25 protein-coding genes are annotated in these 25,237 nt (G+C 73.8%); 9 read left to right on the top strand and 16 right to left on the bottom strand.

Going from position 1 to position 25,237, the window contains the following annotated elements:
* Positions 1-10: 10 nt before the first annotated feature.
* The 4 genes from AB0B63_RS04410 (at position 11) to AB0B63_RS04395 (ending at position 4,177) form a co-directional block, all read left to right on the top strand.
* Entirely contained in the window at positions 11-829 is an 819-nt protein-coding gene (locus tag AB0B63_RS04410; RefSeq protein WP_208567949.1) for an ATP-binding cassette domain-containing protein, read from the top strand.
* Positions 826-2,085, top strand: a complete 1,260-nt coding sequence (locus AB0B63_RS04405) for an ABC transporter permease (protein ID WP_208567948.1) — start codon at positions 826-828, stop codon at positions 2,083-2,085. The genes AB0B63_RS04410 and AB0B63_RS04405 overlap by 4 nt, the downstream gene beginning before the upstream one ends.
* A gap of 40 nt (positions 2,086-2,125) precedes the next feature.
* Positions 2,126-3,307, top strand: a complete 1,182-nt coding sequence (locus AB0B63_RS04400) for an ROK family protein (RefSeq protein ID WP_208567947.1) — start codon at positions 2,126-2,128, stop codon at positions 3,305-3,307.
* 132 nt (positions 3,308-3,439) lie between these two features.
* A complete protein-coding gene (locus AB0B63_RS04395) occupies positions 3,440-4,177 on the top strand; it encodes a DUF4142 domain-containing protein (RefSeq protein WP_219464697.1) in 738 nt (245 codons plus the stop codon).
* Positions 4,178-4,340: 163 nt separating this feature from the next.
* Here AB0B63_RS04395 and AB0B63_RS04390 read toward each other — a convergent pair whose 3' ends face one another.
* The 4 genes from AB0B63_RS04390 to tsaB are packed head-to-tail and all read right to left on the bottom strand — an operon-like array spanning position 4,341 to position 6,975.
* A complete protein-coding gene (locus AB0B63_RS04390) occupies positions 4,341-4,595 on the bottom strand; it encodes a hypothetical protein (protein WP_208567945.1) in 255 nt (84 codons plus the stop codon).
* A 13-nt stretch (positions 4,596-4,608) separates the two neighbouring features.
* The gene (tsaD, locus tag AB0B63_RS04385) at positions 4,609-5,655 is read right to left on the bottom strand and encodes a tRNA (adenosine(37)-N6)-threonylcarbamoyltransferase complex transferase subunit TsaD (RefSeq protein ID WP_208567944.1); all 1,047 of its coding nucleotides are present in this window, start codon (positions 5,653-5,655) and stop codon (positions 4,609-4,611) included.
* Positions 5,648-6,124, bottom strand: coding sequence for a ribosomal protein S18-alanine N-acetyltransferase (gene rimI, locus AB0B63_RS04380; RefSeq protein WP_357014540.1), 477 nt, complete (start codon positions 6,122-6,124; stop codon positions 5,648-5,650). The genes tsaD and rimI overlap by 8 nt, the downstream gene beginning before the upstream one ends.
* Positions 6,121-6,975, bottom strand: a complete 855-nt coding sequence (gene tsaB, locus AB0B63_RS04375) for a tRNA (adenosine(37)-N6)-threonylcarbamoyltransferase complex dimerization subunit type 1 TsaB (RefSeq protein WP_357014538.1) — start codon at positions 6,973-6,975, stop codon at positions 6,121-6,123. Before tsaB ends, rimI begins: the two co-directional genes overlap by 4 nt.
* Positions 6,976-7,415: 440 nt before the next feature.
* Between tsaB and AB0B63_RS04370 the strand changes: the two genes are divergently transcribed.
* Positions 7,416-8,156: a helix-turn-helix transcriptional regulator gene (locus AB0B63_RS04370; protein WP_357014536.1), complete on the top strand. Its 741-nt coding sequence runs from the start codon at positions 7,416-7,418 to the stop codon at positions 8,154-8,156.
* Between the two features lie 171 nt (positions 8,157-8,327).
* On the opposite strand, the gene ung is transcribed toward AB0B63_RS04370, so the two are convergent.
* The 5 genes from ung to AB0B63_RS04345 all read right to left on the bottom strand — a co-directional run bounded on the left by ung (position 8,328) and on the right by AB0B63_RS04345 (position 13,393).
* Positions 8,328-9,029, bottom strand: coding sequence for a uracil-DNA glycosylase (ung, locus tag AB0B63_RS04365; protein ID WP_208568159.1), 702 nt, complete (start codon positions 9,027-9,029; stop codon positions 8,328-8,330).
* A gap of 84 nt (positions 9,030-9,113) precedes the next feature.
* Entirely contained in the window at positions 9,114-9,596 is a 483-nt protein-coding gene (gene tsaE, locus AB0B63_RS04360; RefSeq protein ID WP_208568160.1) for a tRNA (adenosine(37)-N6)-threonylcarbamoyltransferase complex ATPase subunit type 1 TsaE, read from the bottom strand.
* Between the two features lie 58 nt (positions 9,597-9,654).
* On the bottom strand, positions 9,655-10,752 hold the full coding sequence (locus tag AB0B63_RS04355) for an alpha/beta hydrolase (RefSeq protein ID WP_208568161.1): 1,098 nt from the start codon (positions 10,750-10,752) through the stop codon (positions 9,655-9,657).
* The gene (gene alr / locus AB0B63_RS04350; protein ID WP_208568162.1) at positions 10,749-11,867 is read right to left on the bottom strand and encodes an alanine racemase; all 1,119 of its coding nucleotides are present in this window, start codon (positions 11,865-11,867) and stop codon (positions 10,749-10,751) included. The genes AB0B63_RS04355 and alr overlap by 4 nt, the downstream gene beginning before the upstream one ends.
* 56 nt (positions 11,868-11,923) lie before the next feature.
* Positions 11,924-13,393 (bottom strand): NAD(P)H-hydrate dehydratase, encoded by a 1,470-nt coding sequence (locus AB0B63_RS04345; protein WP_357014533.1) that lies wholly within the window; start codon positions 13,391-13,393, stop codon positions 11,924-11,926.
* A gap of 285 nt (positions 13,394-13,678) precedes the next feature.
* Between AB0B63_RS04345 and AB0B63_RS04340 the strand changes: the two genes are divergently transcribed.
* Together AB0B63_RS04340 and AB0B63_RS04335 are read left to right on the top strand one after the other, a co-directional pair.
* Positions 13,679-13,975: a hypothetical protein gene (locus AB0B63_RS04340; RefSeq protein ID WP_357014531.1), complete on the top strand. Its 297-nt coding sequence runs from the start codon at positions 13,679-13,681 to the stop codon at positions 13,973-13,975.
* A complete protein-coding gene (locus AB0B63_RS04335) occupies positions 13,972-15,720 on the top strand; it encodes an alpha/beta hydrolase (RefSeq protein WP_357014529.1) in 1,749 nt (582 codons plus the stop codon). The genes AB0B63_RS04340 and AB0B63_RS04335 overlap by 4 nt, the downstream gene beginning before the upstream one ends.
* Positions 15,721-15,749: 29 nt before the next feature.
* Here AB0B63_RS04335 and glmS read toward each other — a convergent pair whose 3' ends face one another.
* The gene (glmS, locus tag AB0B63_RS04330) at positions 15,750-17,663 is read right to left on the bottom strand and encodes a glutamine--fructose-6-phosphate transaminase (isomerizing) (RefSeq protein ID WP_357014526.1); all 1,914 of its coding nucleotides are present in this window, start codon (positions 17,661-17,663) and stop codon (positions 15,750-15,752) included.
* Between the two features lie 734 nt (positions 17,664-18,397).
* Between glmS and AB0B63_RS04325 the strand changes: the two genes are divergently transcribed.
* Both AB0B63_RS04325 and AB0B63_RS04320 read left to right on the top strand, forming a co-directional pair.
* Positions 18,398-18,892, top strand: a complete 495-nt coding sequence (locus AB0B63_RS04325) for a hypothetical protein (protein ID WP_357014524.1) — start codon at positions 18,398-18,400, stop codon at positions 18,890-18,892.
* Between the two features lie 91 nt (positions 18,893-18,983).
* Positions 18,984-20,180 carry a pyridoxal phosphate-dependent aminotransferase gene (locus AB0B63_RS04320; protein ID WP_357014522.1) on the top strand — a complete coding sequence of 399 codons (1,197 nt, stop codon included), beginning with the start codon at positions 18,984-18,986 and terminating at the stop codon, positions 20,178-20,180.
* A gap of 204 nt (positions 20,181-20,384) precedes the next feature.
* On the opposite strand, the gene glmM is transcribed toward AB0B63_RS04320, so the two are convergent.
* The 6 genes from glmM to AB0B63_RS04290 all read right to left on the bottom strand — a co-directional run bounded on the left by glmM (position 20,385) and on the right by AB0B63_RS04290 (position 25,191).
* Positions 20,385-21,740 (bottom strand): phosphoglucosamine mutase, encoded by a 1,356-nt coding sequence (gene glmM / locus AB0B63_RS04315; protein ID WP_357014520.1) that lies wholly within the window; start codon positions 21,738-21,740, stop codon positions 20,385-20,387.
* A 117-nt stretch (positions 21,741-21,857) separates the two neighbouring features.
* Positions 21,858-22,331 (bottom strand): 30S ribosomal protein S9, encoded by a 474-nt coding sequence (gene rpsI / locus AB0B63_RS04310; RefSeq protein WP_091241865.1) that lies wholly within the window; start codon positions 22,329-22,331, stop codon positions 21,858-21,860.
* A 20-nt stretch (positions 22,332-22,351) separates the two neighbouring features.
* Positions 22,352-22,795, bottom strand: coding sequence for a 50S ribosomal protein L13 (gene rplM, locus AB0B63_RS04305; protein WP_030489638.1), 444 nt, complete (start codon positions 22,793-22,795; stop codon positions 22,352-22,354).
* 211 nt (positions 22,796-23,006) lie between these two features.
* Positions 23,007-24,320, bottom strand: a complete 1,314-nt coding sequence (locus AB0B63_RS04300) for a nitrate/nitrite transporter (RefSeq protein ID WP_208568316.1) — start codon at positions 24,318-24,320, stop codon at positions 23,007-23,009.
* A gap of 330 nt (positions 24,321-24,650) precedes the next feature.
* The gene (locus AB0B63_RS04295) at positions 24,651-24,944 is read right to left on the bottom strand and encodes a type II toxin-antitoxin system PemK/MazF family toxin (RefSeq protein ID WP_208568170.1); all 294 of its coding nucleotides are present in this window, start codon (positions 24,942-24,944) and stop codon (positions 24,651-24,653) included.
* Positions 24,934-25,191 (bottom strand): DUF6364 family protein, encoded by a 258-nt coding sequence (locus AB0B63_RS04290; RefSeq protein WP_091241872.1) that lies wholly within the window; start codon positions 25,189-25,191, stop codon positions 24,934-24,936. The genes AB0B63_RS04295 and AB0B63_RS04290 overlap by 11 nt, the downstream gene beginning before the upstream one ends.
* Positions 25,192-25,237 lie beyond the last annotated feature (46 nt).

The following is a 25,237-nucleotide window of genomic DNA, read 5'->3' as shown; positions in this document are numbered from 1 at the left end:
GGAGACCCCCGTGTCCGCGACCCCCCTGCTGGAACTGCGCGGGATCGACAAGAGCTTCGGTCCCGTCCAGGTCCTGCGCGACGTCGCCCTCGCCGCCCACGCCGGAGAGGTGACCGCACTGGTCGGCGACAACGGCGCCGGCAAGTCCACGCTGGTCAAGTGCATCAGCGGCATCTACCCGGCCGACGCCGGTGAGTTCCTCTTCGACGGCCGACCGGTGAGCATCAACAGCCCCCGCGACGCCGCCACACTCGGCATCGAGGTCGTCTACCAGGACCTCGCGCTCTGCGACAACCTCGACATCGTGCAGAACATGTTCCTCGGCCGGGAGAAGCACAGCGGGCTGGTGCTCGACGAGCCGACCATGGAGCAGATGGCCGCGGAAACCCTGGCCGGGCTCTCCGTACGGACCGTGAAGTCGCTGCGCCAGCACGTCTCCAGCCTCTCCGGCGGGCAGCGGCAGACCGTCGCCATCGCCAAGGCGGTGCTCTGGAACAGCAAACTGGTCATTCTCGACGAGCCGACCGCCGCGCTGGGCGTCGCCCAGACCGCCCAGGTGCTCGAACTGGTCCGCCGGCTGGCCGACAACGGGCTGGCCGTGGTGCTGATCTCCCACAACATGAACGACGTCTTCGCCGTGTCCGACCGGGTCGCCGCGCTCTACCTCGGCCAGATGGTCGCCCAGGTGAAGACCACCGACATCACCCACTCACAGGTCGTCGAGTTGATCACCGCCGGTCGTTCCGGCAATCTCGGTCTGACCGGCGAGCCGGTCACCGCCGGCAACGGCGCAGGACCCGCCGACACCACTGCAGGAGGCGTTCGATGACCACCACCGCCGTGCGCAAGGAAGGCCCGGCGGCGGTCACGCCACCGCCTACCGTCGGCAGCCACCTCCGCGGCTACTGGGGCCGGGTACGCGGCGGCGACATCGGCGCGCTGCCCGCCGTACTCGGGCTGATCGTGCTCTGCACGGTCTTCTCGGTCATGCGGCCGTCGTTCCTCACCGCCGGCAACTTCGCCAACCTGTTCACCCAGGGCGCGGCGGTCACCCTGATCGCCATGGGGCTGGTCTTCGTCCTGCTGCTCGGCGAGATCGACCTCTCGGCCGGCTTCGCCAGCGGGGTCTGCGCGGCCGTCCTGGCCAACGTCGCCACCAAGGCCGGCTACCCCTGGTACGTGGCGGTGCTCGCCGCGATCCTCACCGGCGTGGTCATCGGCACCGTGCTCGGCTTCCTGGTCGCCAAGATCGGCATCCCGTCCTTCGTGGTCACCCTGGCCGGCTTCCTCGCCTTCCAGGGCATCGTGCTGATGCTGATCAGCGGGGGCGCCAACATCTCGGTCAACGACGAGGTGCTGGTGGCGATCGCCAACCGCAACCTGCCGCCCACCCTCGGCTGGGCGCTGGCCGCCATCGCCATCGGCGGGTACGCGGCCGTGCAACTGCTGCGCCACCGCAAGCGGCTGTCCCGGGGCCTGACCACCGACCCGATGGCGGTGGTGCTCGCCCGCATCGGCGGGCTGACCCTGATCCTCGGCATCGCGGTCTACATCCTCAACCAGGAACGCAGCCGCAACGTCCTGATCAACTCGCTCAAGGGCGTGCCGATCGTGGTGCCGGTCATCGCGGTGCTGCTGATCGTCTGGACCTTCGTGCTCCAGCGCACCAGCTACGGCCGGCACGTCTACGCCGTCGGCGGCAACAAGGAGGCCGCCCGCCGGGCCGGCATCAACGTCGACAAGATCCGCATCTCGGTCTTCGTGATCTGCTCGTCCATGGCGGCCATCGGCGGCATCGTCGCGGCCAGCCGGGCCAACTCGGTGGACCCGAACACCGGCGGCAGCAACGTGCTGCTCTACGCTGTCGGCGCAGCGGTGATCGGCGGCACCAGCCTCTTCGGCGGCAAGGGCCGGGTCCTCGACGCCGTGCTCGGTGGCGCGGTGGTCGCCGTCATCGACAACGGCATGGGCCTGATGGGCTACAGCGCCGGGGTGAAGTACGTCGTCACCGGCGTGGTGCTGCTCCTCGCGGCCAGCGTGGACGCGCTGTCGCGCCGCCGCGCCTCCGCCTCCGGCACCCGCTGATCCGCGTACGCCACCGGCGGGACATGGGGTGCCACCAACGATGCGGGTAGGACCGAGCCAGGACGAGATCCGGCGGCAGAACCTCGGGGCCCTGCTCCGGCACGTCCACGTGCACGGCGCCACCTCCCGCGCGGAACTCACCACCGCCCTCGGCCTCAACCGCAGCACCATCGGCGCGCTCACCTCCGACCTGGCCGGCGCCGGGCTGGTCAGCGAGGGCACGCCCAAGGAGACCGGCCGGGCCGGACGACCCTCACTGGTCGTCCGGCCCGAGTCGGCCCGGGTCTACGCGTACGCGTACTCGATCGAGGTGGACCGGCTGCGGGCCGCGCGGGTCGGTCTCGGCGGCGAGGTGCTCGACCGCCGTGAGCTGGACCGGCCGCGTGACCTGGACGCCGCGGAGACCGCCCCGATGCTGGCCGGCGCGCTCAAGCAGATGCGGGAACGGGTGGCACCCGGGTCGGTCTGCGTCGGCGCCGGGGTCGCCGTCTGCGGCATGGTCCGCAAGGCCGACGGGCTGGTCCGGCTCGGCCCTACCACCGGGTGGGTGGACGAGCCGATCGGTGCGGCGCTCGCCGCCGAGGTGGGCGTGGAGTTGCCGGTCACGGTCGGCAACGTGGCCGACGTCGCCGCCTTCGCCGAACACGCCCGGGGCGTCGCCGCCGGCTGCGACAACGTCATCTACCTCTACGGGGACGTCGGCGTCGGTGCCGGCATCATCGCCGGAGGCCGCCGGCTGACCGGCCACGGTGGCTACGGCGGCGAGGTCGGTCACATGGTCGTGGTGCGTGACGGCACCCCCTGCGAGTGCGGCTCACGGGGCTGCTGGGAGACCCAGATCGGCGAGTACGGGCTGCTGCGGGCCGCCGGCCGCGCCGAGGCCCGGGGCCGCGACGCGCTGCTGGCCGTGTTCGACGCCGCCGACCGGGGTGACGCCCGCGCCCAGACCGCCGTACGGCACGCCGGTGACTGGCTCGGCTTCGGCGTGGCGAACCTGGTCAACATCTTCAACCCCGAGATGGTCATCTTCGGTGGCACCATGCGGGACCTCTACCTCGCCGCCGCCGCCCAGGTCCGCAGCCGGCTCAACGAGACCGGGCTGCCCGCCTGCCTGGAACACGTCCGGCTGCGTACCCCCAAACTCGGTGACGACGCGGCCTTGATCGGCGCGGCCGAGCTGGCCTTCGAACGGCTCCTCGCCGACCCGCTCGACGCCGCCTGAACGGATACCTCCCGACTCGTGCGCCACCCGGTGAACTGATCGGCCCGACAGTCCGTACCAGTGGACGGACGGGCAGCCGGCGGGTCGCTGCCCGGCAGGACAGGTCGGCCCGGATCGAGGAGGCACCGCAGCATGGCATCGCTGGATTCCGTACGTCGTCGGCGAGGGCACCGGACCCACCGGGTGGCGGTGTTGGTCGTCACCTTCCTGGCCGGGCTGGTCGTGCTACCCGGCATGGCCGTCGCCGCTCCCGGCGTCCAGATGAACGCCGCCGACGTGGCGCTGCTCAACGGCGTTCGACTGGCCGGCCTGTGGGAGATGCCGGCCGGCACGATGGCCGCCGACAAGGGCCAGTCCGCGCGGGTACGGGAGGTCGGCGCGGAGATCGCCCGGCAGCACGGCGTTCTCGACGAACTGGTGGTGCAGGCCGCCAACAAGCTGGGCGCGACGCTGCCGAGCGACCCCACCACCGAGCAGAAGGGGTGGCTGACCGAGATGCAGAACGCCTCCGGTGCTCAGTTCGACCAGATCTTCGTGACCCGGCTCCGGGTGGCCCACGGCAAGATCTTCCCGGTGATCGGCGCGGTCCGGGCCAGCACCCGGGACAACACCGTCCGCAAGCTCGCCGACGAGGCCAACAAGTTCGTCAACGACCACATGGCCATGCTGGAGAGCACCGGCCTGGTCCGCTGGCAGCAGATGCCGCCGGCCGCGATCCCGGCCGCGCAGCAGGACTCGCTGGTCGCCGCCGCCCAGGCCGGGGCCGCCGGCCCGTCGGTCGCGATCAGCACCACCGTCGTCTGGGCGGTCTTCCTGCTCGCGCTCGGCGCGGGCGGCTACGCCACCTGGCGGATCACCCGCCGCAGTTGACCCCACGCACCTGACCCGACGGCCCGCAGGCGGCACCACCGCCGGCGGGCCGTCGGGCTGTCCGGGCCGGGGCGGCCGATTTTCCGGCCGCGGCGGCCGATTTCCGGGCGCACCGGGTTCGCGGCGGTCGGCTGTCCGGGCGCACCGGGTTCGGGGCGGTCGGTCAGCGGTCGACCTGGGTGAAATCCCACGAGTGCGGGGGACGGGCGACCAGGGTGGCCGGCGGATCAGGCAACGCGCGGGGGTTGCTGCGCCACTTCGAGATGACCACCACCCGGTGATCGGTGGACGAGAAGACCTCACTGGACAGGTGCAGCGGATCGTGCTCGAACTCCGGCAACGCCGTCTCGCACACCCAGGTGATCAGGTCGGCGAAGCCGTACGACTCGGCCCGCGCCTCCCACATCCGTACGATCACGTCGCCCCTCCCGTCACACGCTGACCGTGGTCAGTGGCAACGCCGAGTCGGCGGGCAGGTCCAGCCGGCTCGGGCGTACCCCGGCGGCCACCAGGTGCGACCCGAGTGCGGCGACCATCGCCCCGTTGTCGGTACACAACCCCGGCCGGGGCACCCGGACCCGGATGCCGTACCGCTGCGCCCGCTGCTCGGCCATCGACCGCAGCCGTGAGTTCGCCGCCACTCCCCCGCCGATGACCAAAGTGTCCACCCCGTGTGCCCGGCACGCGGCGAGGGCCTTGCCGGTGAGCACGTCGCAGACCGCCTCCTGGAACGACGCGGCCACGTCGGCCACCGGCACCGGCTCACCGGAGCGCCGCCGACCCTCCACCCAGCGGGCCACCGCCGTCTTCAGTCCCGAGAAGGAGAAGTCGTACCGGTGGGCGGCGAGATCCTTGGCGGCGGTGAGGCCGCGCGGGAAGGCGATCGACGCCGGGTCGCCGGACCGCGCCTCCCGGTCGATGTACGGGCCACCCGGGAAGGGCAGGCCGAGCAGCCGGGCCACCTTGTCGAACGCCTCCCCGGCCGCGTCGTCGATGGTCGCGCCCAGCGGGGTCACCCCCCGGGCCAGGTCGTCGACGAGCAGCAGCGAGGAGTGCCCACCGGAGACCAGCATCGCGATCGCCGGGGCGGGCAGCGGGCCGTGCTCCAGGGTGTCCACGGCGACGTGCGCGGCCAGGTGGTTCACCCCGTACACCGGTTTCTCGGCGGCCAGCGCGTAACCCTTGGCAGCGGCCACCCCGACCAGCAGGGCACCGGCCAGGCCGGGCCCGGAGGTGACCGCGATCGCGTCGATGTCGGCGATGGTCACCCCCGCCTCGCGCAGCGCCCGGTCCATGGTCGGCACGATGGCCTCCAGGTGTGCCCGGCTGGCCACCTCGGGCACCACCCCACCGAACCGGGCGTGTTCGTCCACACTGGAGGCGAGCGCGTCGGCGAGCAGGGTGTGCCCGCGCACGATGCCCACCCCGGTCTCGTCGCACGAGGTCTCGATGCCGAGGATCAGCGGTTCGTCAGCCATGGTCCGTCCCGTCTGCGGCCGGTTCCGCGTCACGCCGCATGACCAGCGCGTCGGTGTTGCTCGGTTGGTAGTAGCCCCGCCGTACGCCGATCGGTTCGAACCCGTACGTCGCGTAGAGCCGCTGGGCGGGGGCGTTGTCGACGGCCACCTCCAGCAGGACACTGTCGATCCCGCGCCGGGCCGCCTCGGCGAGCAGGTCCACCAGCAGCGCCCGGCCGATCCCGCGCCGCTGGGCGTCCCGGCGGACCGCGATGTTCTGCACCCACGACTCGCCGTCCGGGTCGACGGTCAGACCCGCGTAGCCCAGCAACGACCCGTCGGTGTCCAGGGCGACCCGGTAGTAGTGGCCGCTGGCCAACTCGTTCCAGAACATCGCCGGCGACCACTGCTCGGCACCGAACAGGTCCTCCTCGATCGGCAGCACCTCGGCGACGTGCCACCAGCGGAACCGGTCGATGCGTACCGTCACGGCAGCACCGACTTGCGGCTGGTCGCCGCGACCGCGTCCGGGCGGCGCAGATACAACGGGGTGAGCGTCTCGCCGGGGGCACCCGCCCGGATCCGTGCGGCGGCCAGGGTCACCAGCGCGACGGCGTCGGGGTAGCGGGGTTCGGCGCGCAGCGGCAGGCCGAGCACGTCGGCGTAGCGGTGGGCACCGTCGCCGGCCGCGACGGTCACGGCCAACTCCCGGGCCCGGGCGGCGGCGACCGCCGGGGCGTCCACCTCCGGCCCGACGATCCGCTGGCCGTCGCCGTCGTAGACCGCCCAGTAGACCTCCTTGCGCCGGGCGTCGGCGGCGACCAGCACCCGCCGCTCCCCCGCCGTCGCGTCGCCGACCGTCGCCCCGCCGGCTCCGACCTGTCCGGCCGTGGCGTCGCCGGCTGTGGCCTGTCCGGCCGTGGCGTCGCCGGCTGTGGCCTGTCCGGCCGTGGCGCTGCTGGCTTCGGCCTTACCGGACACGGCGTGGCCGGGCGACGCATCCGCCGTGGTGGTCGGGGTGGTGGGGTGGGCGATGCCGTCGAGTGAGCAGACGCCGTACGTGGGGATGCCGAGCACCTGGCCCATGGTGGCGGCGGTGACCAGGCCGACCCGCAGCCCGGTGAAGGGACCGGGGCCGAGCCCGGCGACGATCGCGCCGAGGTCACCCGGTCGCGCGTCGACGTCGGTGAGCACCGCCTCGACCTGCGGGGCGAGTAGCTCACCGTGGGCCCGGGCGTCGATCGTGCACCGGTACGCCCGCAGCGCGACGCCGTCCGCCGTGACCTCGACCAGCGCCGCGGTGACCGCGGGGGTCGAGGAGTCCACCACCAGTACGAGCACGGTAAGCCAGCCTAGCCGTCCGCCCGCGCCGTCCGCCCACACCCCGCCCGCCCCTCGGCCCCACCACTCGGCCCCACCACTCGCCCCCGCCCCTCGCCCCCAGCCCAGGTTCACGGCCGGACCGTCCCACCCGACGGTCTTGCGGGCGGGGCGGCAGGGCAGCGGGCCGAGGAGCGGCGGACGGCTGCGTAATCGCGGCCGAAGAGCAGCGGGGCGGCCGGCCAGCCGGCCGACGAGCGGCACGCGGCACGCCAGCGGGGGCGGCAGGCAGTGGGCGGCGGGCAGCGCGGCGGCGGGCGGCCGGCGGGGGCGCGGCGGGCAGCGGCGGCCGGCGGGGGCGCGGCAGCGGGGTGTTGTAACTGAGGCACAGTGGTATGCCTGTGCGTCATATTCATGACGCACAGGCATACCACGCACTGTCGGCACATCATCATGCGGAGATGCCTGAGAGTAGTCGCCTCGCCACGGATATCGCCGCCATCCTGCGGCGGGAACGCCATGTCCAACGGCTCACCCAGCGGCAACTGGCGGATCGGGCCGGGGTGAGCCAGAGCGCGGTGGCCCGCATCGAGCGCGGGGAAAGGGTGCCGGCCATCCCGCTGGTGGAGCGCCTCTTCGCCGCCCTCGGCCGGCAACTCGCCGTCACCGTCGAGCAGCTCGACAGCCACCTCGACGCCGAGATGGACGCACTGGCCGGGCGGTCACCCGCCGACCGGCTCGACGAGTTGGGGCTGGACCGGCTGCTCGACCGGTTGGGCGAGCTACCCCACCTGCTGACCGGCAGCACCGCCGCGCTGCTCCAGGGCGCGCCCGTACCCGTCGACGCGGTCGAGATCGCCGTGCGGTGGCGCGACTCCGCCCGGTTCACCGCCTGGCTGACCGTCGCCTACGGACAGCGCTGGAACGCCAGGTGGGGTGAGTTCGGTGGCCTCTACCTGGAACCGGAGGAGCCGGGTGAGCACCACTGGATGACCCGGTACGGCGAGATCCGCGCCCAGATGTGCGACGAGTTCCCGGAGGCCATCGAGGTGCGGCACGGGGAGCGCAGCTACCGGGTGGTCCCGCTGGTCGCCGTGGAGCTGACCGACCCGCGGGCCGCCGCGTTGCTGCGCCGGCACCGGCAACGTGCGGTCGACGGGCGTACCCCGGACATCGGCCCGACCGCTCGGACCGGGCGGTGAGCACCGCGCCGACGATGCCGAGCGCCGCACCCGCCCCACCACACGCCGCCACCGCACGCGGCCACCAAACGAAGCCACCGCACGTGGCCACCGCATCGCCGCCACTGAACGCCGCCACCGCGCGCCGCCGACGTCAGCCGGCGGCGCGCGGTGGGACGGTGTCGGCGTGGGTCAGCCGGCCGTGCGCTCCCAGTCGATCGGAGGCGCACCCGCGTCGGCGAGGGCCTTGTTGGTGGCGCTGAACGGGCGGCTGCCGAGGAAGCCGCGCGGGTTCATCGGGCTCGGGTGGCCGGCCTCCAGCACGACGTGCCGGGAGTTGGTGACCAGGGCGGCCTTCTTGCGGGCGTAGCCGCCCCAGAGCAGGAAGACCACCGGCTCGTCCCGGGCGTCCAGGGCCCGGATCGTCGCGTCGGTGAACTCCTCCCACCCCTTGTTCGCGTGCGAACCGGGGCTGGCCTGCCGGACGGTGAGCACCGCGTTGAGCAGCAGCACACCCTGCGCCGCCCAGCCGTCCAGGTTGCCGCTGCGCGGCTTGGGCACACCGAGGTCCTCGCTCAACTCCTTGAAGACGTTGCGCAACGACGGCGGCACGGACACCCCCTCGCGGACGCTGAAGCTCAACCCGTGCGCCTGCCCCGCCTTGTGGTAGGGGTCCTGGCCGAGGATCAGCACCCGGCACTGCTGCGGACCGCACAGCCGGTAGGCCGAGAAGAGATCGTCCAGCGGCGGAAAGACGGTCTGGGTGGCGTACTCGTGGGCGACGAACTCGGCCAGCGCCGCCGTCCGGGCCGGGTCCAGGTGCGGGGTGAGCACGGCACGCCACTCCTGCGGCAGCAGCGACAGCAGGTCGAGGGTGGGGGTGTCGTCGGGCATCGGCAACCTTTCACAACGAAGTCCACGGCACTCTAGGCAGCGGGTACGACAGCCCTCGGCGCAGGGCGGCCCTTCCCGAGCCGGTCAGCCCAGCGCGGTCAACCGTCGCGACCAGTCCCCGCCCACCGGCTCCAACTCGACCACCCGGGTGTCGTCGTCGCGCCGGTCGATACGGACCCGCAGGTGGGCGTCGGCGAGCTGCTCGACCAGCCCTTCGCCCCACTCGACCACGGTCACCGAGTCGTCCACCGAGGCGTCGAGGTCCAGGTCGTCGATCTCGGCGCGCGGGTCGGTCGCGTCACCCAACCGGTACGCGTCGGCGTGCACCAGGGCCACCGTGCCGCCGCGTGCCGGGTCGGGCCGGTGCACCCGGGCGATCACGAAGGTCGGCGAGGTGACGTCGCCGCGTACCCCCAGGCCGGCTCCGAGGCCCTGGGTGAGCGCGGTCTTGCCGGCCCCCAACGGGCCGGTGAGCAGCAGCAGGTCACCGGCGCGCAGCACCCCGGCGAGCCGCCGGCCGAAGGCGTGCGTGTCGTCGACCGTGGGTAGCGTGACGCGTACGGTCACCGGGCCACCCCGGGTCGGTCCGGTCCGCCGGCGACCGGCGCAGGGACGACGGGCCAGTTCACAGCGCCTCCAGGAAGCGTTCCAGCGCGGCGTTGACCTCGTCGGCGTGTTCCAGCATCACCACGTGCCCGCTGTCTCGGATCTTCAGGTATTCGGCGTGCGGCAGCCGACGGACGATCTCGTCCGAGTGGACCACCGGCGTGATCATGTCCTTGTCGCCCACCACGACCAGCACCGGTGTGCCGCTCAGCGCGGCCAGTGCCGGGAACCGGGAGTGGGTGGCCAGGGTCCGCAGGTAGCGGGTCACCGTGTCGGCCGACGTGCGGGAGTTCATCCGCTCCACGTACGACACCAGGGCCGGGCTCGGTTTCGGGGTGCCGAAGCCGTACCGGCGGGTCAGCAGCCAGGCCACGTTGGAGGTGGACTTCCGGGCCCGGTCGATGACGAGCCCGCCGTACCGGGTGGTGGTGCTCATCATGAACAGCACCGGCGAGCCGACCCGGCCGAGCAGCGCGGGCGCGACCAGCTTCGTCTCGGCGAGCAACCCGCCCGACGTGGCCATCAGCACCGTGCCGACCACCCGGTCACCGAAGAACTCCGGGTACGCCTCGGCGAACGCCATGATGGTCATCCCGCCCATCGAGTGCCCGACCAGCACCAACGGCCCCTCCGGGGCGGTCCGGTCGATCACCCGGCGCAGGGTGTGCCCGAGCGCGGCGAGGTCGTACTCGCCGCTCTCCAGCCGACCCGACCGGCCGTGCCCCGGCTGGTCGTACGCGACGACCCGGTAGTCGCCCCGCTCGGCGAGCAGTTGACGTTGGAAGTGGAACGTCCCCATGTCCAGGCAGAAGCCGTGCACCAGCACCACCGTCGGGTGCCCCGGCACCGGCCGGGTCGGCTCGACCACCTCGACGTGGATGTCGGTGCCGTCCGGCAACTCCAGCCGGTACGCCTCGTCGTAGCGCTGCGCGCCGAAGTCCTCCCCCGCGTACGGGTCGGCGGGGTCGGCCTTGAGCCGGCGGACCAGGGCGCGTTCGGTGGCCACCCCGGCGGCCAGCCCGGCGGCGGCCACCCCGACCGCGGCCCCGACCACGCCGGCCACCTTCCCGGCGGCGGTCCTCGGCCGGGGCACCCGGAACCGGCTGACCGCGCTCACGGTCGCTCCCCGTCGTAGATCCGGGGCACCCGGACCCCGCCGAACCGGGTGACGATCTCGTAGTTGATCGTGCCGACCGCCTCGGCCCAGTCGTCGGCGGTGGGCATCCCGTCGTCGCCGCTGCCGAACAGGGTCGCCACGTCACCGGCGGCCACCTCGTCGGCACCGCAGTCGAGCACGAACTGGTCCATGCAGACCCGGCCGGAGATGGTGCGTCGTTTCCCGCCGAGTTGCACCGGGCCGACGTTGGAGGCGTGCCGGGGCACCCCGTCGGCGTAGCCGAGCGGCACCACCGCCAGGTTCGCCTCCCCCTCGGTGGTGTAGGTGTGCCCGTAGGACACGCCGGTGCCGGCGGGGACCCGTTTGGTGAGCATCACCCGGGCCCGCGCGGTCATCGCCCGACGCAACCCGAACTGCTGCCCGGCGATCGGTGACAGCCCGTACACGGCGATCCCGGGCCGGACCAGGTCGAAGTGGGTGTCGGGTCGGGTCAGGGTGGCCGCCGAGTTGGCCAGGTGCCGGTAACGCGGGCGCAGGCCGGCCCGGTCGACCATGGCCAGCCCCTCGTGGAACACCGCCAGCTGCCGGTCGGTGGTGGGGTGGCCGGGCGAGTCCGCGTACACGAAGTGGCTCCACACGCCGACGACCTCGACCAGGCCGTCGGCCTGGGCCTTCGCGGCGGCCTCCAGCAGGGTCGGCCAGTCGGCGACGGTGGCGCCACCCCGGGACAGGCCGGTATCGATCTTGAGGTGCAGCCGGGCGGGCCGGTCGGCGGCCCGGCCCGCCGCGACCATCTCGTCGAGCTGGGACAGGCTCGCGGCGGCCAGGTCCACCCCGGCCGCCACCCCCTCGTGCAGGGGCAGCCCCGGGTCGAGCAGCCAGGCCAGCACCGGCACGGTGATCCCGGCCCGGCGCAGGGTCAACGCCTCGTCGAGGGTGCACACCCCCAGCCAGTCCGCCCCCGCGTCGAGCGCGGCCCGCGCCGACGGGACCATGCCGTGGCCGTACCCGTCGCCCTTCACCACCGCCATCAGCTCGGCGCTGGTGCCCGACCGGAGTCGGGTCACGTTTGCACGGATCGCGTCCAGATCGACGCGTACCTCGGCCTGCCACATGCGCCCAGCCTACTGGCGTCGCTGATCACCGGCCGGTGGACGCCGACCCGGGCCGGTCAGAGCAGCGGGGCCACCACCGGGCGCAACGCGGCCACCACGTCCGGCGCGGTCACCGGGCCACCCCGGGCCGCCTCCCGACCGGCCAGCCCGTGCAGGTACGCCGCGACGACCGCCGCCCGTTCCGGGGCCAGCCCGGCGGCGAGCAGCGAACCGAGCAACCCGGCCAGCACGTCCCCGGTGCCCCCGGTGGCCAGCGCGGGGCTGCCGGTCGGGTTGACGTACGCCCGGCCGTCGGGCGTGCCGACGACCGTGCGGTCCCCCTTGAGCAGCACCGTCGCGTTCATCCAGGCGGCCAGCCGCAGCGCGGCGGCGACCCGGTCGGCCCCCGGCTCCTCCCCGGAGAGCCGGCGGAACTCCCGGTCGTGCGGGGTGACCACGATCGGGGCGTCCCGGTTACGCAGCCGGCCGGCGAGCGAACCGTCCACCAGCAGGGTCAACGCGTCGGCGTCGAGCACCACCGGCACCGGCGCGGCCAGCACCGCGCGCAGCTCCGCCCCGGCCTGCTCGTCGGTGCCCAGGCCGGAGCCGCAGACCCAGGTCTGCACCCGGCCGGCCCCGGCGACCCGGTCGGTGGCGATCACCGACGGGTGCTGCCGGACCACCTCGCCCCGGGCGCCACCGGCGTACCGGACCAGCCCGGTGGGGCCGGCCAGCGCGCCACCCACCGAGAGCACCGCCGCCCCCGGGTAGGTCCGCGACCCGGTGGCCACCCCGACCACGCCCCGGCTGTACTTCTCCGAGGACGCCCCGGTGCGGGGCCACCAGTCGCGCACGTCCGACCATTCGGTCACCCACGATGCGGGGGTGCCGCGCAACCACGGCCCGAGCCCGATGTCGACCAGCTCGACCTGACCGGCGAGCGGGGCCGCCGGGCCGACCACCAGGGCGGGTTTGAGCGCTCCGAACGCCACCGTCACGTCGGCCCGGACGGCGCGGGGCCGACCGGACCCGTCCGTCGGCACGTCCCCGGTGTCCACCGCCACCCCGCTGGGCACGTCCACCGCGACGACCGTGGCCCGGCCGCCGTCGCGTCCCCGCAGCGCGGGCAGGCCGGCGACGAGGTCGTCAGCGGCCTGCCGCAGCCCACCGCTGCCCCCGATCCCGACGATCCCGTCGAGCACCAGGTCGACGGTGGGCGGTGGGGCGTCGACCAGCCGGCCACCGGCGGCCCGCAGCGCCGCCAGCCCGTCGGCGTGCGTCCGGCCGGGGGCGGTGGCCAGCACGGCGACCTGCGCGCCGCGCCGGGCCAGCCGCTCGCCCGCGTACAGCGCGTCGCCGCCGTTGTCGCCGGAACCGGCCAGCACCAGCACCCGCGCGCCGTAGACCCCGCCCCGGCCGGCGAGCAGCAGGGCGCAACGCCGGGCCAGCCCGGCCGCCGCCCGCTGCATCAGCGTCCCGGGCGGGAGGGTGGCCATCAGGCCGGCCTCCGCCGCACGTACGTCCGACACCCGCCACACCGGTCTCATGCCGTCCCCGTCCCTGCCGCCGGCCGTCTTCCCGGCCACGGTGTCCCGTCGCGGAGGGACGGCCGGTTCGACCCACGTCCCGGCTCCGTCGTGGCCGAGATCACCCTACCGGCGGCCGGGCGGCAGATTAGCCACCGGTGACGCCCCGGGCAAGACCTGTGGACAACCCGGGGGTACGACCGCCGCCCGTCGTCCACAGGGCAGGTCCACCGGTTGCCCGTCCACCTAGCGTCGGTGCGGCAGTCGGGCGGCGGGACCGACCACGGGGGTGGAGGAGGCGGGCGGGTGACGAACGAGCCGGTGGAGGTCGACCTGTCGGTGCTGCGGGTGGCGGCCGGTGGGTTGGCCGACGAGGCGTACGCGCTGGCCCAGGGGTTGGCGGGCCGACCCGGCCTGGTGCTGTCCGCACCGGGGTGGCGGGCCGGCTCCGCCCTGGCCGGGCTGGAGTCGGCGGTGCACGCGTGGCACGGGGCGCTCGGCGTCCGGGTGGCGGAGGCCGGCGCGGCCCTGCGCGCCGCCGCCGAGGCGTACACGGCGGCCGACGACCGGGCCGCCGGGCGACTGGTCGGCCGACCCCGATGATCGGGTACGCCCAACTCTGGTCCGCCTCCCCGGGTGACTGGGACGCGGCGGGGGTGGCCTGGCGCGGGGTGGACGCACCGGTCGGGCGGCGACGGGCCGGGCTGGCCGACCGGGCCGCGGCGTTGCGGGCGGGCTGGTCCGGCGGGGCGGCGACAGCGGCCGGTGGGCGGCTCGACGGGCTCCGGTCGGAACTGGCCACCATCCTGCCGGCGCTGGTCGAGGTCGACCAGGTGCTCGCCGAGTTCGCCGGTCGGCTCCGGGTGGCGAAGGCCCGGCTCGCCGAGGCGGTGGCGCTGGCCGACCGCACCGGCGTGGCGGTGGACCGGCACGGCGGCGTCCGGGCGGCACCCCTGCTCTGGCGCGGCCCCGAGGCGGGTGAGCTCCCGGTCGGGGTGGGTGCCCGCCCTTCTCCGACGGGCGGTGGCGTCGGCGCGGGGGGCCAGGCCCGTGGTCCGGCCCCGGACCCCCGCGCCGGTGGGAGCGCCGCCGGCGGCGGCGCGGGTGCCGGGGGCGGCAACGGGGCGGCGGGCGCAGGCGGCGGCGGGGGTGGCGGGGTGGGCTCGCCCGTGGCGGTGGGGCAGGTGGCGGCGGCGCTGCGGGAGGCGCTCGCGCTGGCCGACGCGGCCGACCGGGAGGCGGCCTCCCGGCTGGCCGAGCTGTCCGGAGCGGCCCGCACCGGCTGGGTCGAGCGGCCACCACCGGGCCGACCGGCCGACGACGCCACTGCGGCGACGGTCCGGGCCTGGTGGGCCACCCTCACCCCGGCCCAGCGGCGCTGGCTGGTGCTGCACGAGCCGACCCGGATCGGCCCGCGCGACGGGGTGCCGACCTCGGCCCGGGACCAGGCGAACCGGCTGCTGCTGGCCGGCCACCGGGAGGCGCTGCTGACCGCCCGCCGGGCGACGCCGGGCGGGCGCGGTCGGCGGCGGATCGATGCGGCGTTGGCCGTCCTGGACGGGCTCGCCGGTCGGCTGGCCGCCACCTCACCGCCCCGGGCCTACCTGCTCGGGCTCGACCCGCGCGGTGACGGCCGGGCGATCGTCGCGCTGGGCAATCCGGACCGGGCCGGCCGGGTGCTCACCTACGTGCCGGGGATGACCAGCGACCTCGCCGACGTCCCCGGTGAGCTGGGCCGGGCCGCCCGGGTGCAGGCCAGGTGCGCCGCCATCGCCCCCGGTGCGGAGACGGCGGCGGTGCTCTGGCTGGACTACGACGCCCCCGACTTCCTGCCCGAGGCGTCCTCGTCGACCCAGGCCCGGGACGCCGGTCCGGCGCTGCACCGTTTCCAGGAAGGGTTGCGCGCCACCCACGACGGGCCCCCGGCCCGGCAGACTGTGCTCGGGCACAGTTACGGCTCACTGGTGGTGGGCAGCGCCGCCCGGGACCACGGGCTGGCCGCCGACGCGCTGGCCTTCGTCGGCTCACCCGGAGTGGGGGTGGACCGGGCCGGGGCGCTCGGCCTGCCACCGCAGCAGGTCTGGTCGAGCACCGCCGGCGACGACGTGATCAGGCTGGTCGAGCCGCCCCGGGAGCTGGCCGGCCGGGCGGTGCTGGCCGCCTCGCCGCTGGCCAGCACCGCCTCCCTGCTACGCCCCGACGACCACCAACTGTGGTTCGGGCACGACCCGAGCGATCCGGGTTTCGGTGGCCGGACCTTCCCCAGCGGCCGGTACGGCCACACCGGCTACTGGGAGCCCGGCAACCCGGCTCTGGACGGGATGGCCCGGATCGTGCTCGGCCGGTGACCGGGCCACCGTCGGTGGCGCGGGGTCACCTACTCGACGGTGACCGACTTCGCCAGGTTGCGCGGCTGGTCGACGTCGTGGCCCCGGGCAGCGGCGATCTCGGCCGCGAACACCTGCAACGGCACGGTGGTGACCAGCGGTGCGAGCAGGGTCGGCGTACGCGGCACATAGATCAGGTGGTCGGCGTAACGCACCACCGCCTCGTCGCCCTCCTCGGCGATCACGATGGTCCGCGCACCCCGGGCCCGGACCTCCTGGATGTTGGAGACGATCTTGTCGTGCAGCATGCCCCGGCCGACCGGGGACGGCACCACGCAGATCACCGGGGTGCCCTGGTCGATCAGGGCGATCGGCCCGTGCTTCAGCTCACCGGCGGCGAACCCCTCGGCGTGCATGTACGCCAGCTCCTTGAGCTTGAGCGCACCCTCCAGGGCCACCGGGTAGCCGACGTGCCGACCGATGAACAGCACCGTCGGCTCGGACTTCAGTTCCCGGGCCAGCTCCCGCACCGGCTCGATCCGGCCCAGCAGCTCCCGCAGCTTGCCCGGCATCTCCTGGAGCTGGGCCACCACCGCGCCGACCTCGTCGGCGAACTTGATCCCGCGTACCTGGGCCAGGTGCAGCCCGATCAGATAGCAGGCGACCAGCTGGGTGAGGAACGCCTTGGTGGAGGCGACGGCGATCTCCGGGCCGCCGTGGGTGTAGAGCACCGCGTCGGACTCGCGCGGGATGGTGGAGCCGTTGGTGTTGCAGATGGCCAGCACCCGGGCCTTCTGCTCCTTGGCGTGCCGCAGCGCCATCAGGGTGTCCATCGTCTCGCCGGACTGCGAGATCACCACGATCAGGGTGGACCGGTCGAGCACCGGGTCGCGGTAGCGGAACTCGCTGGCCAGCTCCACCTCACAGGGGATCCGGGTCCAGTGCTCGATGGCGTACTTGGCGACCATGCCGGAGTGGTAGGCGGTGCCGCAGGCGACGATGAAGATCTTGTCGACGTCGCGCAGGTCCTGGTCGCTGAGGCGCACCTCGTCGAGGGCGATCTCGCCGGTCTCGGTGAGCCGGCCGAGCAGGGTGTCCGCGATGGCCTGCGGCTGCTCCTCGATCTCCTTGAGCATGAACCAGTCGTAGCCGCCCTTCTCGGCGGCCGAGGAGTCCCAGTCGATGTGGAAGTCCTTGCCGGTGGCCGGCTGACCGTCGAAGTCGGTGATCTCGATGCCGTCGGCGGTGATCAGGACGAGTTGGTCCTGCCCCAGCTCGACCGCCTCGCGGGTGTGCTCGATGAACGCCGCCACGTCACTGGCCAGGTAGTTCTCCCCCTCGCCCCGGCCCACCACCAGCGGCGAGTTGCGCCGGGCGCCGACCACCGCACCCGGAATGGCGGCGTCGACGGCGAGCAGGGTGAACGCGCCCTCCAACCGCCGGCACACCACCCGCATCGCGGCGGCGAGCAGTTGCGGGCTGTCGGTCCCGCCGGCCGCCCGCAACTCGGCGAGCGCGTGGGAGAGCAGATGGGCGGCACACTCGGTGTCGGTGTCGCTGGTGAACTGGACGCCGTCGTCCTCCAGCTCGGCGCGGAGCTTGGCGAAGTTCTCGATGATGCCGTTGTGGATCACGGCGACCCGGCCGTCGGGGGCCAGGTGCGGATGGGCGTTACGGTCGGTCGGGCCGCCGTGGGTGGCCCACCGGGTGTGCCCGATGCCGGTGGTGCCGTCGCCGATGCCGACCGGGCTGGCGGCGCAGTCGTCCGGGTTGGTGGCGGCCCGCTCGGACAGGACCTTCTCCAGGTTGGCCAGCTTGCCGGCCTTCTTCTCGGTGAGCAGCTCGTCGTCGCAGACGATCGCGACCCCGGCCGAGTCGTAGCCCCGGTATTCCAGCCGCCGCAATCCGTCGAGCACGATGCCGAGCGCCGGACGTGCGCCGGCGTAACCCACGATTCCACACATGGTTCGCAGCCTAACCCAGTTTTGCTCACCTCGCGTGCGCGGAAGTCGGGTAATCAATCACCGAATTTGAGCGATCGGTCGGTGACGGGCGGCAATCGGACTACCGGCGCACCCGGCCGACCGGACGGGGTTGCGAGTGGCCCGGCGGTACGAGAGTCTCTCGGCGACCCCTGGAACGTCCCTGGGACGGCCCGCTCGCCCCTTTCCTCCACTTCCGTCCCGGAGCCGCCATGTCCGACGCGCCACCCCCCAGCGATCCCCCGCCCCCGCCCAGCGACCCGCCCCCGGCGGCGTCCAACGACCCGTCGCCCGGCCCTTCCCCCTGGACTCCACCGGACCCGTTCGCGGTCCCGCAGCCCTGGGCGGCCCCCGACCCGTGGCCCGGCGGTCCGACTGCCGGCAGCCCGCCCGCCGGGCCGGTCCCTCCCGACCCGCCGATCGACCCTGCCGGCGCACCCGCTCCCGGCTGGCCCGGCACACCCCCGCCCACCGGTTGGCCCGGTCCGACGCCGGGACCCACCGGCTGGCCCGGTCCGGCCCCCGGACCCACCGGTTGGCCCGGCGCGGCCCCCGGGCTGCCCGGCGGCCCGCCCACCGGGTGGCCCGGCACGACCCCGGGAATGCCGGGCGGGCCACCCGGTCCCGGCTGGCCACCGCCGGGGTATCCGCCGCCGTTCGCCTATCCAGCCCACCCGTCGCCGGGCGGGCGGAGCTCCACCGGCACCGGTGCGGTGGTGGGCATCGTTGCCGCCGTGGTCGTGGTGCTCGTCCTCGTCGTCTGCGCCTGCTTCTGCGGGGGAGGTCGCCTGCTGGGCAGCTCCGGGCCGGACGCGGCAACCGCGGAGCCCTACGACAACGGTTACTACGACGACGAACCCGAGCCGAGCTGGAGCCCGCCGCAGCCGCTCCAGCCGCCCGCGCCCGCCACCGCGCCGGCCGACGGCCCCGGCCGGTACCCGGTGACGTACGAGGTGACCGGGACCGGCTCCGTCGACCTCCAGTTCTATGACGGGGACGGCTACTTCATCCGACAGGACAAGGTGCGGCTGCCCTGGCGGATGACGCTGCGTGTCGACGATCCGAACCGGGTGCTGGTCAGCGCCACCCGCTCCGGCGGCAACCCGGGCGGGTTCCGGTGCACCACCACCGTCGGCACCCGACCCCGGGTCACCGACGTGGCCGGCCCGGACGACTGGCAGGTGCAGTGCCACGCCAACCGGGTCCGCTGACCCGCCGGACCAGGGAAAGACCCCGTCGGGGGAAGAAAGGCGGCGACCGGACCCGGTGGCAGGGGTGGTCGGGGGCCGTAGGCTGACGGGCGTGACGACGTCGACCGATGTGGACCCGCTGGTGACCCGGATGCGTCCGTTCGGGACGACGGTGTTCGCGGAGATGTCCGCGCTCGCCGTCCGGACCGGTGCGGTCAACCTGGGCCAGGGCTTCCCGGACACCGACGGGCCGCCGGAGATGCTGGCCGCCGCCGCCGAGGCGCTGCGCTCCGGGCACAACCAGTACCCGCCGGGCCCCGGCATTCCCGCCCTGCGCGCTGCCGTCGCCGCGCACCAACGGCGGTTCTGGGCGCTGGACTACGACCCGGACGGCGAGGTGATCGTCACCGCCGGGGCCACCGAGGCGATCGCCGCGAGCATCCTCGCGCTCTGCGAGCCGGGCGACGAGGTGATCTGCTTCGAGCCCTACTACGACTCGTACGCGGCGTCGATCGCCCTCGCCGGGGCGGTACGACGGCCGGTGACGCTGCGCCCCGGCGACGACGGCCGGTACGCCCTCGACCCCGCCGAGCTGCGGGCTGCGTTCGGGCCGCGTACCCGGCTGGTGCTGCTGAACTCCCCGCACAACCCGACCGGGAAGGTGTTCACCGCGCCGGAGCTGGCCCTGCTCGCCGACCTCTGCCGGGAGCACGACGTGTACGCGGTCACCGACGAGGTGTACGAGCACCTCGTCTTCACCGACGCCTCCGCCGCGCACCTGCCGCTGGCCACCCTGCCGGGGATGTGGGAACGCACCCTGCGCATCTCGTCGGCCGGCAAGACGTTCTCCTGCACCGGCTGGAAGGTGGGCTGGGTCAGTGGCCCCGCCCCGCTGGTGTCGGCGGTGCTGCGGGTCAAGCAGTTCCTCACCTTCGTCAACGCGGCACCGCTGCAACCGGCGGTCGCCGTGGCGCTGGCCCTGCCCGACGACTACTACACCGGTTTCCGTGACAGCCTCCAACGGCAGCGGGACCTGCTGATCGGTGGCCTGACCGACGCCGGTTTCGCGGTGCTCACCCCGGAGGGGACGTACTTCGTCACCGCCGACATCACCGGCCTCGGCGGTCGGGACGGGTTGGAGTTCTGCCGGTCCCTGCCGGAACGCTGCGGTGTGGTGGCGGTGCCCACCCAGGTCTTCTACGACGACGCGGAGGCCGGCCGGCGGTTGGTCCGGTTCGCCTTCTGCAAGCGTCCCGAGGTGCTGACCGAGGCGGTCGCCCGGCTACGCGCCCTGTCCGACCCCCGCTGACCACCCGCGCGGGACAGGCGTCCGACGCCCGCTGACCACCCGCGCGGGCCGGCATCGTCGCGCCCGCCAGCAGGGTCAGCCGGCACCGGCACAACCGGTGGGCACGCGGTGGGGCAGCCACCGGGGGCGCTCCCCGGGCCCACCGGCGACGTCGGCAGCACAACGAGGGGTGGACCAGGCGGGACCCGCCCGGAACGGGGACGGTCAGTTGGCGGGGCTGGCGGCGCTGACCTGGGCGGCGATCCGTTCGGCCACCGACCGGGCGGTCTCCTCGGTGCCGGCCTCGACCATCACCCGGACCAACGGTTCGGTGCCCGACGGCCGTAGCAGCACCCGGCCGGTCTCCCCCAACTCCGCCTCGGCCCGTTCGACCTCGGCCTTGACGGTGGGTGCGGTGGCACCGGCGGTGCGGTCGCCGACCGGCACGTTGATCAGCACCTGCGGCAGCTTGGTGACCACCGAGGCCAACTCGGCCAGGGACCGGCCGGTGGCGGCCATCCGGGCCATCAGGTGCAGGCCGGTGAGGACCCCGTCGCCGGTGGTGGCGTGCGCGGGCATGACGAGGTGGCCGCTCTGCTCGCCGCCGAGGGCGAGGCCGGAGGCGCGCAGCTCCTCCAGCACGTACCGGTCGCCGACCTTGGTCTCGACCAGCCGGATGCCCTGCGCGGACATGGCCAGCCGCAGGCCGAGGTTGCTCATCACGGTGGCGACCAGGGTGTCCTGGGTCAGCTCACCGGCGTCGCGCAGGGCCAGCGCGAGGATCGCCATCAGTTCGTCGCCGTCGACCTCCGTGCCGGTGGCGTCGACCGCCACGCAGCGGTCGGCGTCGCCGTCGTGGGCGAGGCCCAGGTGTGCGCCGTGCTCGACCACGGCGGCCCGCAGGCTGTCGAGGTGGTTGGAGCCGCACTCGTCGTTGATGTTGAGGCCGTCCGGTTCGGCGTGGATCGCGATGACCTCGGCGCCGGCCTCCCGGTAGGCCACCGGGGCGACCTCGGCGGCTGCGCCGTTGGCGCAGTCGACCACGACCTTGATGCCGTCGAGAGGGTGCGGCACGGTACCGACGAGGTGCTGCACGTAGTGGTCGGCACCGTCGAGCAGGTCGTGCACCCGGCCGACCCCCGCGCCGACCGGACGGTCCCAGGCGGTGGTGGCGTTCGCCTCGACGGCCGCCTCGATCCGCAACTCGATCTCGTCGGGCAGCTTGTGCCCACCGGCGGCGAACAGCTTGATCCCGTTGTCCGGCATCGGGTTGTGCGAGGCGGACAGCATCACGCCCAGGTCGGCCTTGGCCTCGGCGGTCAGGAACGCCACGGCCGGGGTGGGCAGCACGCCGACCCGGACCACGCTGGCCCCGGCGCTGGTGAGCCCGGCGACCACGGCGGCCTCCAGCATCTCGCCGCTGGCCCGGGTGTCCCGCCCGACCACCGCCAGGGGCGGGTGGCTGCGGTCCGACTCGGCCAGCGTGTGCGCGGCGGCCACCGCCACCGCGAGCGCCAACTCCGGGGTGAGATCCACGTTCGCCCGCCCGCGTACGCCGTCCGTGCCGAACAACCGCCCCATACCCGCGAACCTCCGGTGCACCTGCGATGAGTGGAGAAACGGAAACGGCCGGGCCACCTCCCCGTGGAGAGGAGGCGGACCCGGCCGTCCGTCAGAAGTACAACGCGCTGGTGGTGATCAGCGCTTCGAGTACTGAGGCGCCTTACGGGCCTTCTTGAGACCGTACTTCTTGCTCTCCTTGACCCGGGCGTCCCGGGTCAGGAAGCCGGCCTTCTTCAGCGCCGGGCGGTCGTCCGGCTCGTTGACGATCAGCGCACGGGCGATGCCCAGCCGCAGCGCCCCGGCCTGGCCGGTGGTGCCGCCGCCACGCAGGTTGGCGATGACGTCGAACTGCTCCAGCTTCTCGGCGGTGACCAGCGGGTCCTTGATGAGCTGCTGGTGCACCTTGCTCGGGAAGTACGACTCGAGCTCCTGGCCGTTGCAGGTGATCTTGCCGGTGCCGGGGACGATACGGACCCGGACGATGGCCTCCTTGCGGCGGCCCACGGTCTGGATCGGCCGGTCACCACGAGGCGCGCGGGCGACGGGCGCGGGCGCCTCGGTGGCCTCAGGGGCTTCCGGGGCAACCTCGGTCTCGGTGATGTCGGTCATGCTGTTTCCTTCGCCCTCGCTCACTGCGCGATCTGCTTGATCTCGAACGGCACCGGCTGCTGCGCCAGGTGCGGGTGCTCGGCACCGGCGTAGACCTTCAGCTTCTTGATCAGCTGACGGCCGAGCTTGTTGTGCGGGAGCATCCCCTTCACGGCCAGCTCGATGGCCCGCTCGGGCCGCTTGGTCAGCAGCTCCTCGTAGCCGATCTGCTTGAGGCCGCCCGGGTAACCGGAGTGCCGGTAGGCGACCTTGGTCTGCCGCTTGTTGCCGGTCAGCGCCACCTTGCCCGCGTTCACGATGACGACGAAGTCGCCCGTGTCGACGTGCGGCGCGAAAGTCGGCTTGTGCTTGCCGCGCAGCAGCGTGGCGGCGTGGGTGGCCAGGCGGCCCAGCACGACATCAGAGGCGTCGATAACGTGCCACTGACGCTCGATCTCACCCGGCTTCGGGCTGTACGTACGCACAGGTCTACCTTGTCTCGTCGTCGGTCTGGGGTCGCGCGCCGAGGTGACCAGAGGCTTCCCGGCCGGACCAGCGCGCACGAACGACCAAGCGTACCTGAGCGGCACGCCTCTGGATGTCGTACAACAGCAGGCAACGATACCCGGCGCCCGGTCTGCTGGTCAAAACGGGGGGTCGGCCGGCGTGGCCTGCGGTTTCGGCGGATGACCAGGGTCACACGCCGATCAGCTTACCCGGGCCGGGCCGCAGGTAGACCACCCAGGTCACCACGAAGCAGAGCGCGTACCAGCCGATGAAGGCCAGGTAGGCGGCGTCCGCGTTGCCCGAGGTGAGGAACGACTGCCGGAAGGCCACGTTCACCAGCACCCCGCCCGAGGCGCCGACCGCCCCGGCGATGCCGATCAGCGCCCCGGAGCGTCGCCGGGCCCGGCGCTGCGCCGCGACCGGGTCGCCGGTCAGCTCCGCCTCGGCCGCCGCCCGGACCCGGAAGATCGCCGGGATCATCTTGTAGGTCGACCCGTTGCCGATGCCGGAGAAGACGAACAACGCCAGGAACCCGACGAGGTAGAGCGGGAACGACTGCTCCCGGGCGGCGTAGAGCACCAGGCCGGCGCCGACGGCCATCGCGACGAAGTTCCAGAACGTCACCCGGGCCCCGCCCAGCCGGTCGGCGAGCTGACCGCCGAACGGTCGGATCAACGAACCGATCAGCGGCCCGAGGAAGGTCAGCCAGGCCGCGTCGACCGGGGTGGGGAACCGCTCGGCGAACTGGAGCTGGAGCACCTGGCCGAAGGCGAAGCCGAAACCGATGAACGAGCCGAAGGTGCCGATGTAGAGCAGGGACATCACCCAGGTGTGCCGGTCGCGGGCGGCCTCCCGCAACGCGCCGGGTTCGTTGTGGGCGTCCGGGATGTTGTCCAGCCAGCGGGCGGCGGCGAGCGCGGCCAGCACGATCAGCGGCAGGTACACCGCCGGCACCAGCCGGGGGTACGCGGCCCCGGCGGTGGCCAGCACCGCCAGCCCGACCAGTTGCACCGCCGGCACGCCGAGGTTGCCGCCCCCGGCGTTGAGCCCGAGTGCGCGACCCTTGAGCCGGTCCGGGAAGAACAGGTTGATGTTCGCCATCGACGAGGCGAAGTTGCCGCCGCCGACCCCGGTCAGGCAGGCCAGCACCATCAGCGTGGTGTACGACACACCCGGCTCCAGCAGCAGCGCCATCGGCACCGCCGGCACCAGCAGCAGCAGCGCGCTGACGATGGTCCAGTTCCGCCCGCCGAAGCGCGCCACCGCCAGGGTGTACGGCAGTCGCAGCACCGCCCCCAGCGCGGCCGGTACGGCGGTGAGCAGGAACTTCCCCGCCGGGTCGATGCCGTACGCCGGGCCGAGGAAGAGCACGGTGACCGACCAGAGGCTCCACACCGAGAAGCCGACGTGCTCGGCGAAGATCGACACCCAGAGGTTGCGGCGGGCGATCGGCGCTCCGGTCGTCTGCCAGAAGGTCGGGTCCTCGGGTCGCCAGTCGTCGATCCGGTGCCGCCGCCCGGCGGGCCGGTCGGGTCCGGCGGCGGTGGCAGCCGCGTCGGCGGTCGGCGGGACGTCGGTGTCGCCCGGCGGACCGACCGTGGCGGCGGCCAGCGGGTCGGTGGTGGCGGCCGGTGGATCGGCGGCGGCGTTACTGCTGCTGGCGAGCGTGCTCACGGCGACTCCTCCTCGTCGATGTGAGCAGGACGCTAGGCAGGGTCGGTTTCCCGGCGGTGCCCCACGTGGGTCGGGCCGGAAACGGAGACCGCACGTCGACCGGGAACCGGTGGTGAGGGGCCCACCGTTGCGCTGGGTCGCCGCTCCCGCCGGGGCGGGTCACAGCTCCTGGAGGATGCGCAGTGCGCGGGCCACCCGCTGCATGGTCTCGGTGTCGGCGACGTCCACGCACTCGGTGAACCACTTCTTCATCGGCGCCGACAGCCGGTCGGGCATCACCACGTTGGCACCCATCGGCACGGCGAGCGGGGAGTCGCGCAGCAGGGCGGTCTCGACCACCTCGGCGACGATCACGATCGGCACGTCGGTAGAGTTGTAGACGTCGGAGCTGATCACCAGGCCGAGCCGTTCCCGGGCGCCCTCGATGCGCCAGACCTCTCCCCTACGCAGCACGCGGGCGACCGCCGAAGAGCACGTCGGCGACCATGCCCACCTCGCGGGCGTCGGCGAGGGCGGCGGACTCCAGGTCGAGCCCGGCCCGCCCGACCGCCTCGGCGTGGGCGGTGAAGACCTCCCGCAGCGCCTTCTCCCGGGCGGCCTGGTCCATCCAGGCGGAGAGGGAGAGCCCTTCCCGCTTGGCGAACCGGCGGGCCTCCTCGATCGTCTCGTCGGAGAACGAGAGGGTCACCTTGGCAGTCATGCCTGCGATCCTACTCCTGGTATGACCGCCGGTCGTTCCGTTCGCC

Origin of the sequence: Micromonospora sp. NPDC049081, assembly GCF_040648835.1 — a bacterium.
Classification (GTDB): Bacteria; Actinomycetota; Actinomycetes; order Mycobacteriales; family Micromonosporaceae; genus Micromonospora; species Micromonospora antibiotica.
The sequence above is the reverse complement of the archived record's forward strand: the minus strand, read 5'-3'. Positions and strand labels throughout refer to the sequence as shown.

Bases quoted from the DNA above. Each gene is read 5' to 3' on its own strand.
- AB0B63_RS04370 (WP_357014536.1), top strand. From the start codon at position 7,416: ATGCCTGAGAGTAGTCGCCTCGCCACGGATATCGCCGCCATCCTGCGG.
- AB0B63_RS04405 (WP_208567948.1), top strand. From the start codon at position 826: ATGACCACCACCGCCGTGCGCAAGGAAGGCCCGGCGGCGGTCACGCCA.
- glmS (WP_357014526.1), bottom strand. From the start codon at position 17,663: ATGTGTGGAATCGTGGGTTACGCCGGCGCACGTCCGGCGCTCGGCATC.
- tsaD (WP_208567944.1), bottom strand. From the start codon at position 5,655: ATGGCTGACGAACCGCTGATCCTCGGCATCGAGACCTCGTGCGACGAG.
- alr (WP_208568162.1), bottom strand. From the start codon at position 11,867: ATGTGGCAGGCCGAGGTACGCGTCGATCTGGACGCGATCCGTGCAAAC.
- AB0B63_RS04290 (WP_091241872.1), bottom strand. From the start codon at position 25,191: ATGACTGCCAAGGTGACCCTCTCGTTCTCCGACGAGACGATCGAGGAG.
- AB0B63_RS04395 (WP_219464697.1), top strand. From the start codon at position 3,440: ATGGCATCGCTGGATTCCGTACGTCGTCGGCGAGGGCACCGGACCCAC.
- AB0B63_RS04335 (WP_357014529.1), top strand. From the start codon at position 13,972: ATGATCGGGTACGCCCAACTCTGGTCCGCCTCCCCGGGTGACTGGGAC.
- AB0B63_RS04345 (WP_357014533.1), bottom strand. From the start codon at position 13,393: ATGAGACCGGTGTGGCGGGTGTCGGACGTACGTGCGGCGGAGGCCGGC.
- ung (WP_208568159.1), bottom strand. From the start codon at position 9,029: ATGCCCGACGACACCCCCACCCTCGACCTGCTGTCGCTGCTGCCGCAG.
- glmM (WP_357014520.1), bottom strand. From the start codon at position 21,740: ATGGGGCGGTTGTTCGGCACGGACGGCGTACGCGGGCGGGCGAACGTG.
- AB0B63_RS04400 (WP_208567947.1), top strand. From the start codon at position 2,126: ATGCGGGTAGGACCGAGCCAGGACGAGATCCGGCGGCAGAACCTCGGG.
- rpsI (WP_091241865.1), bottom strand. From the start codon at position 22,331: ATGACCGACATCACCGAGACCGAGGTTGCCCCGGAAGCCCCTGAGGCC.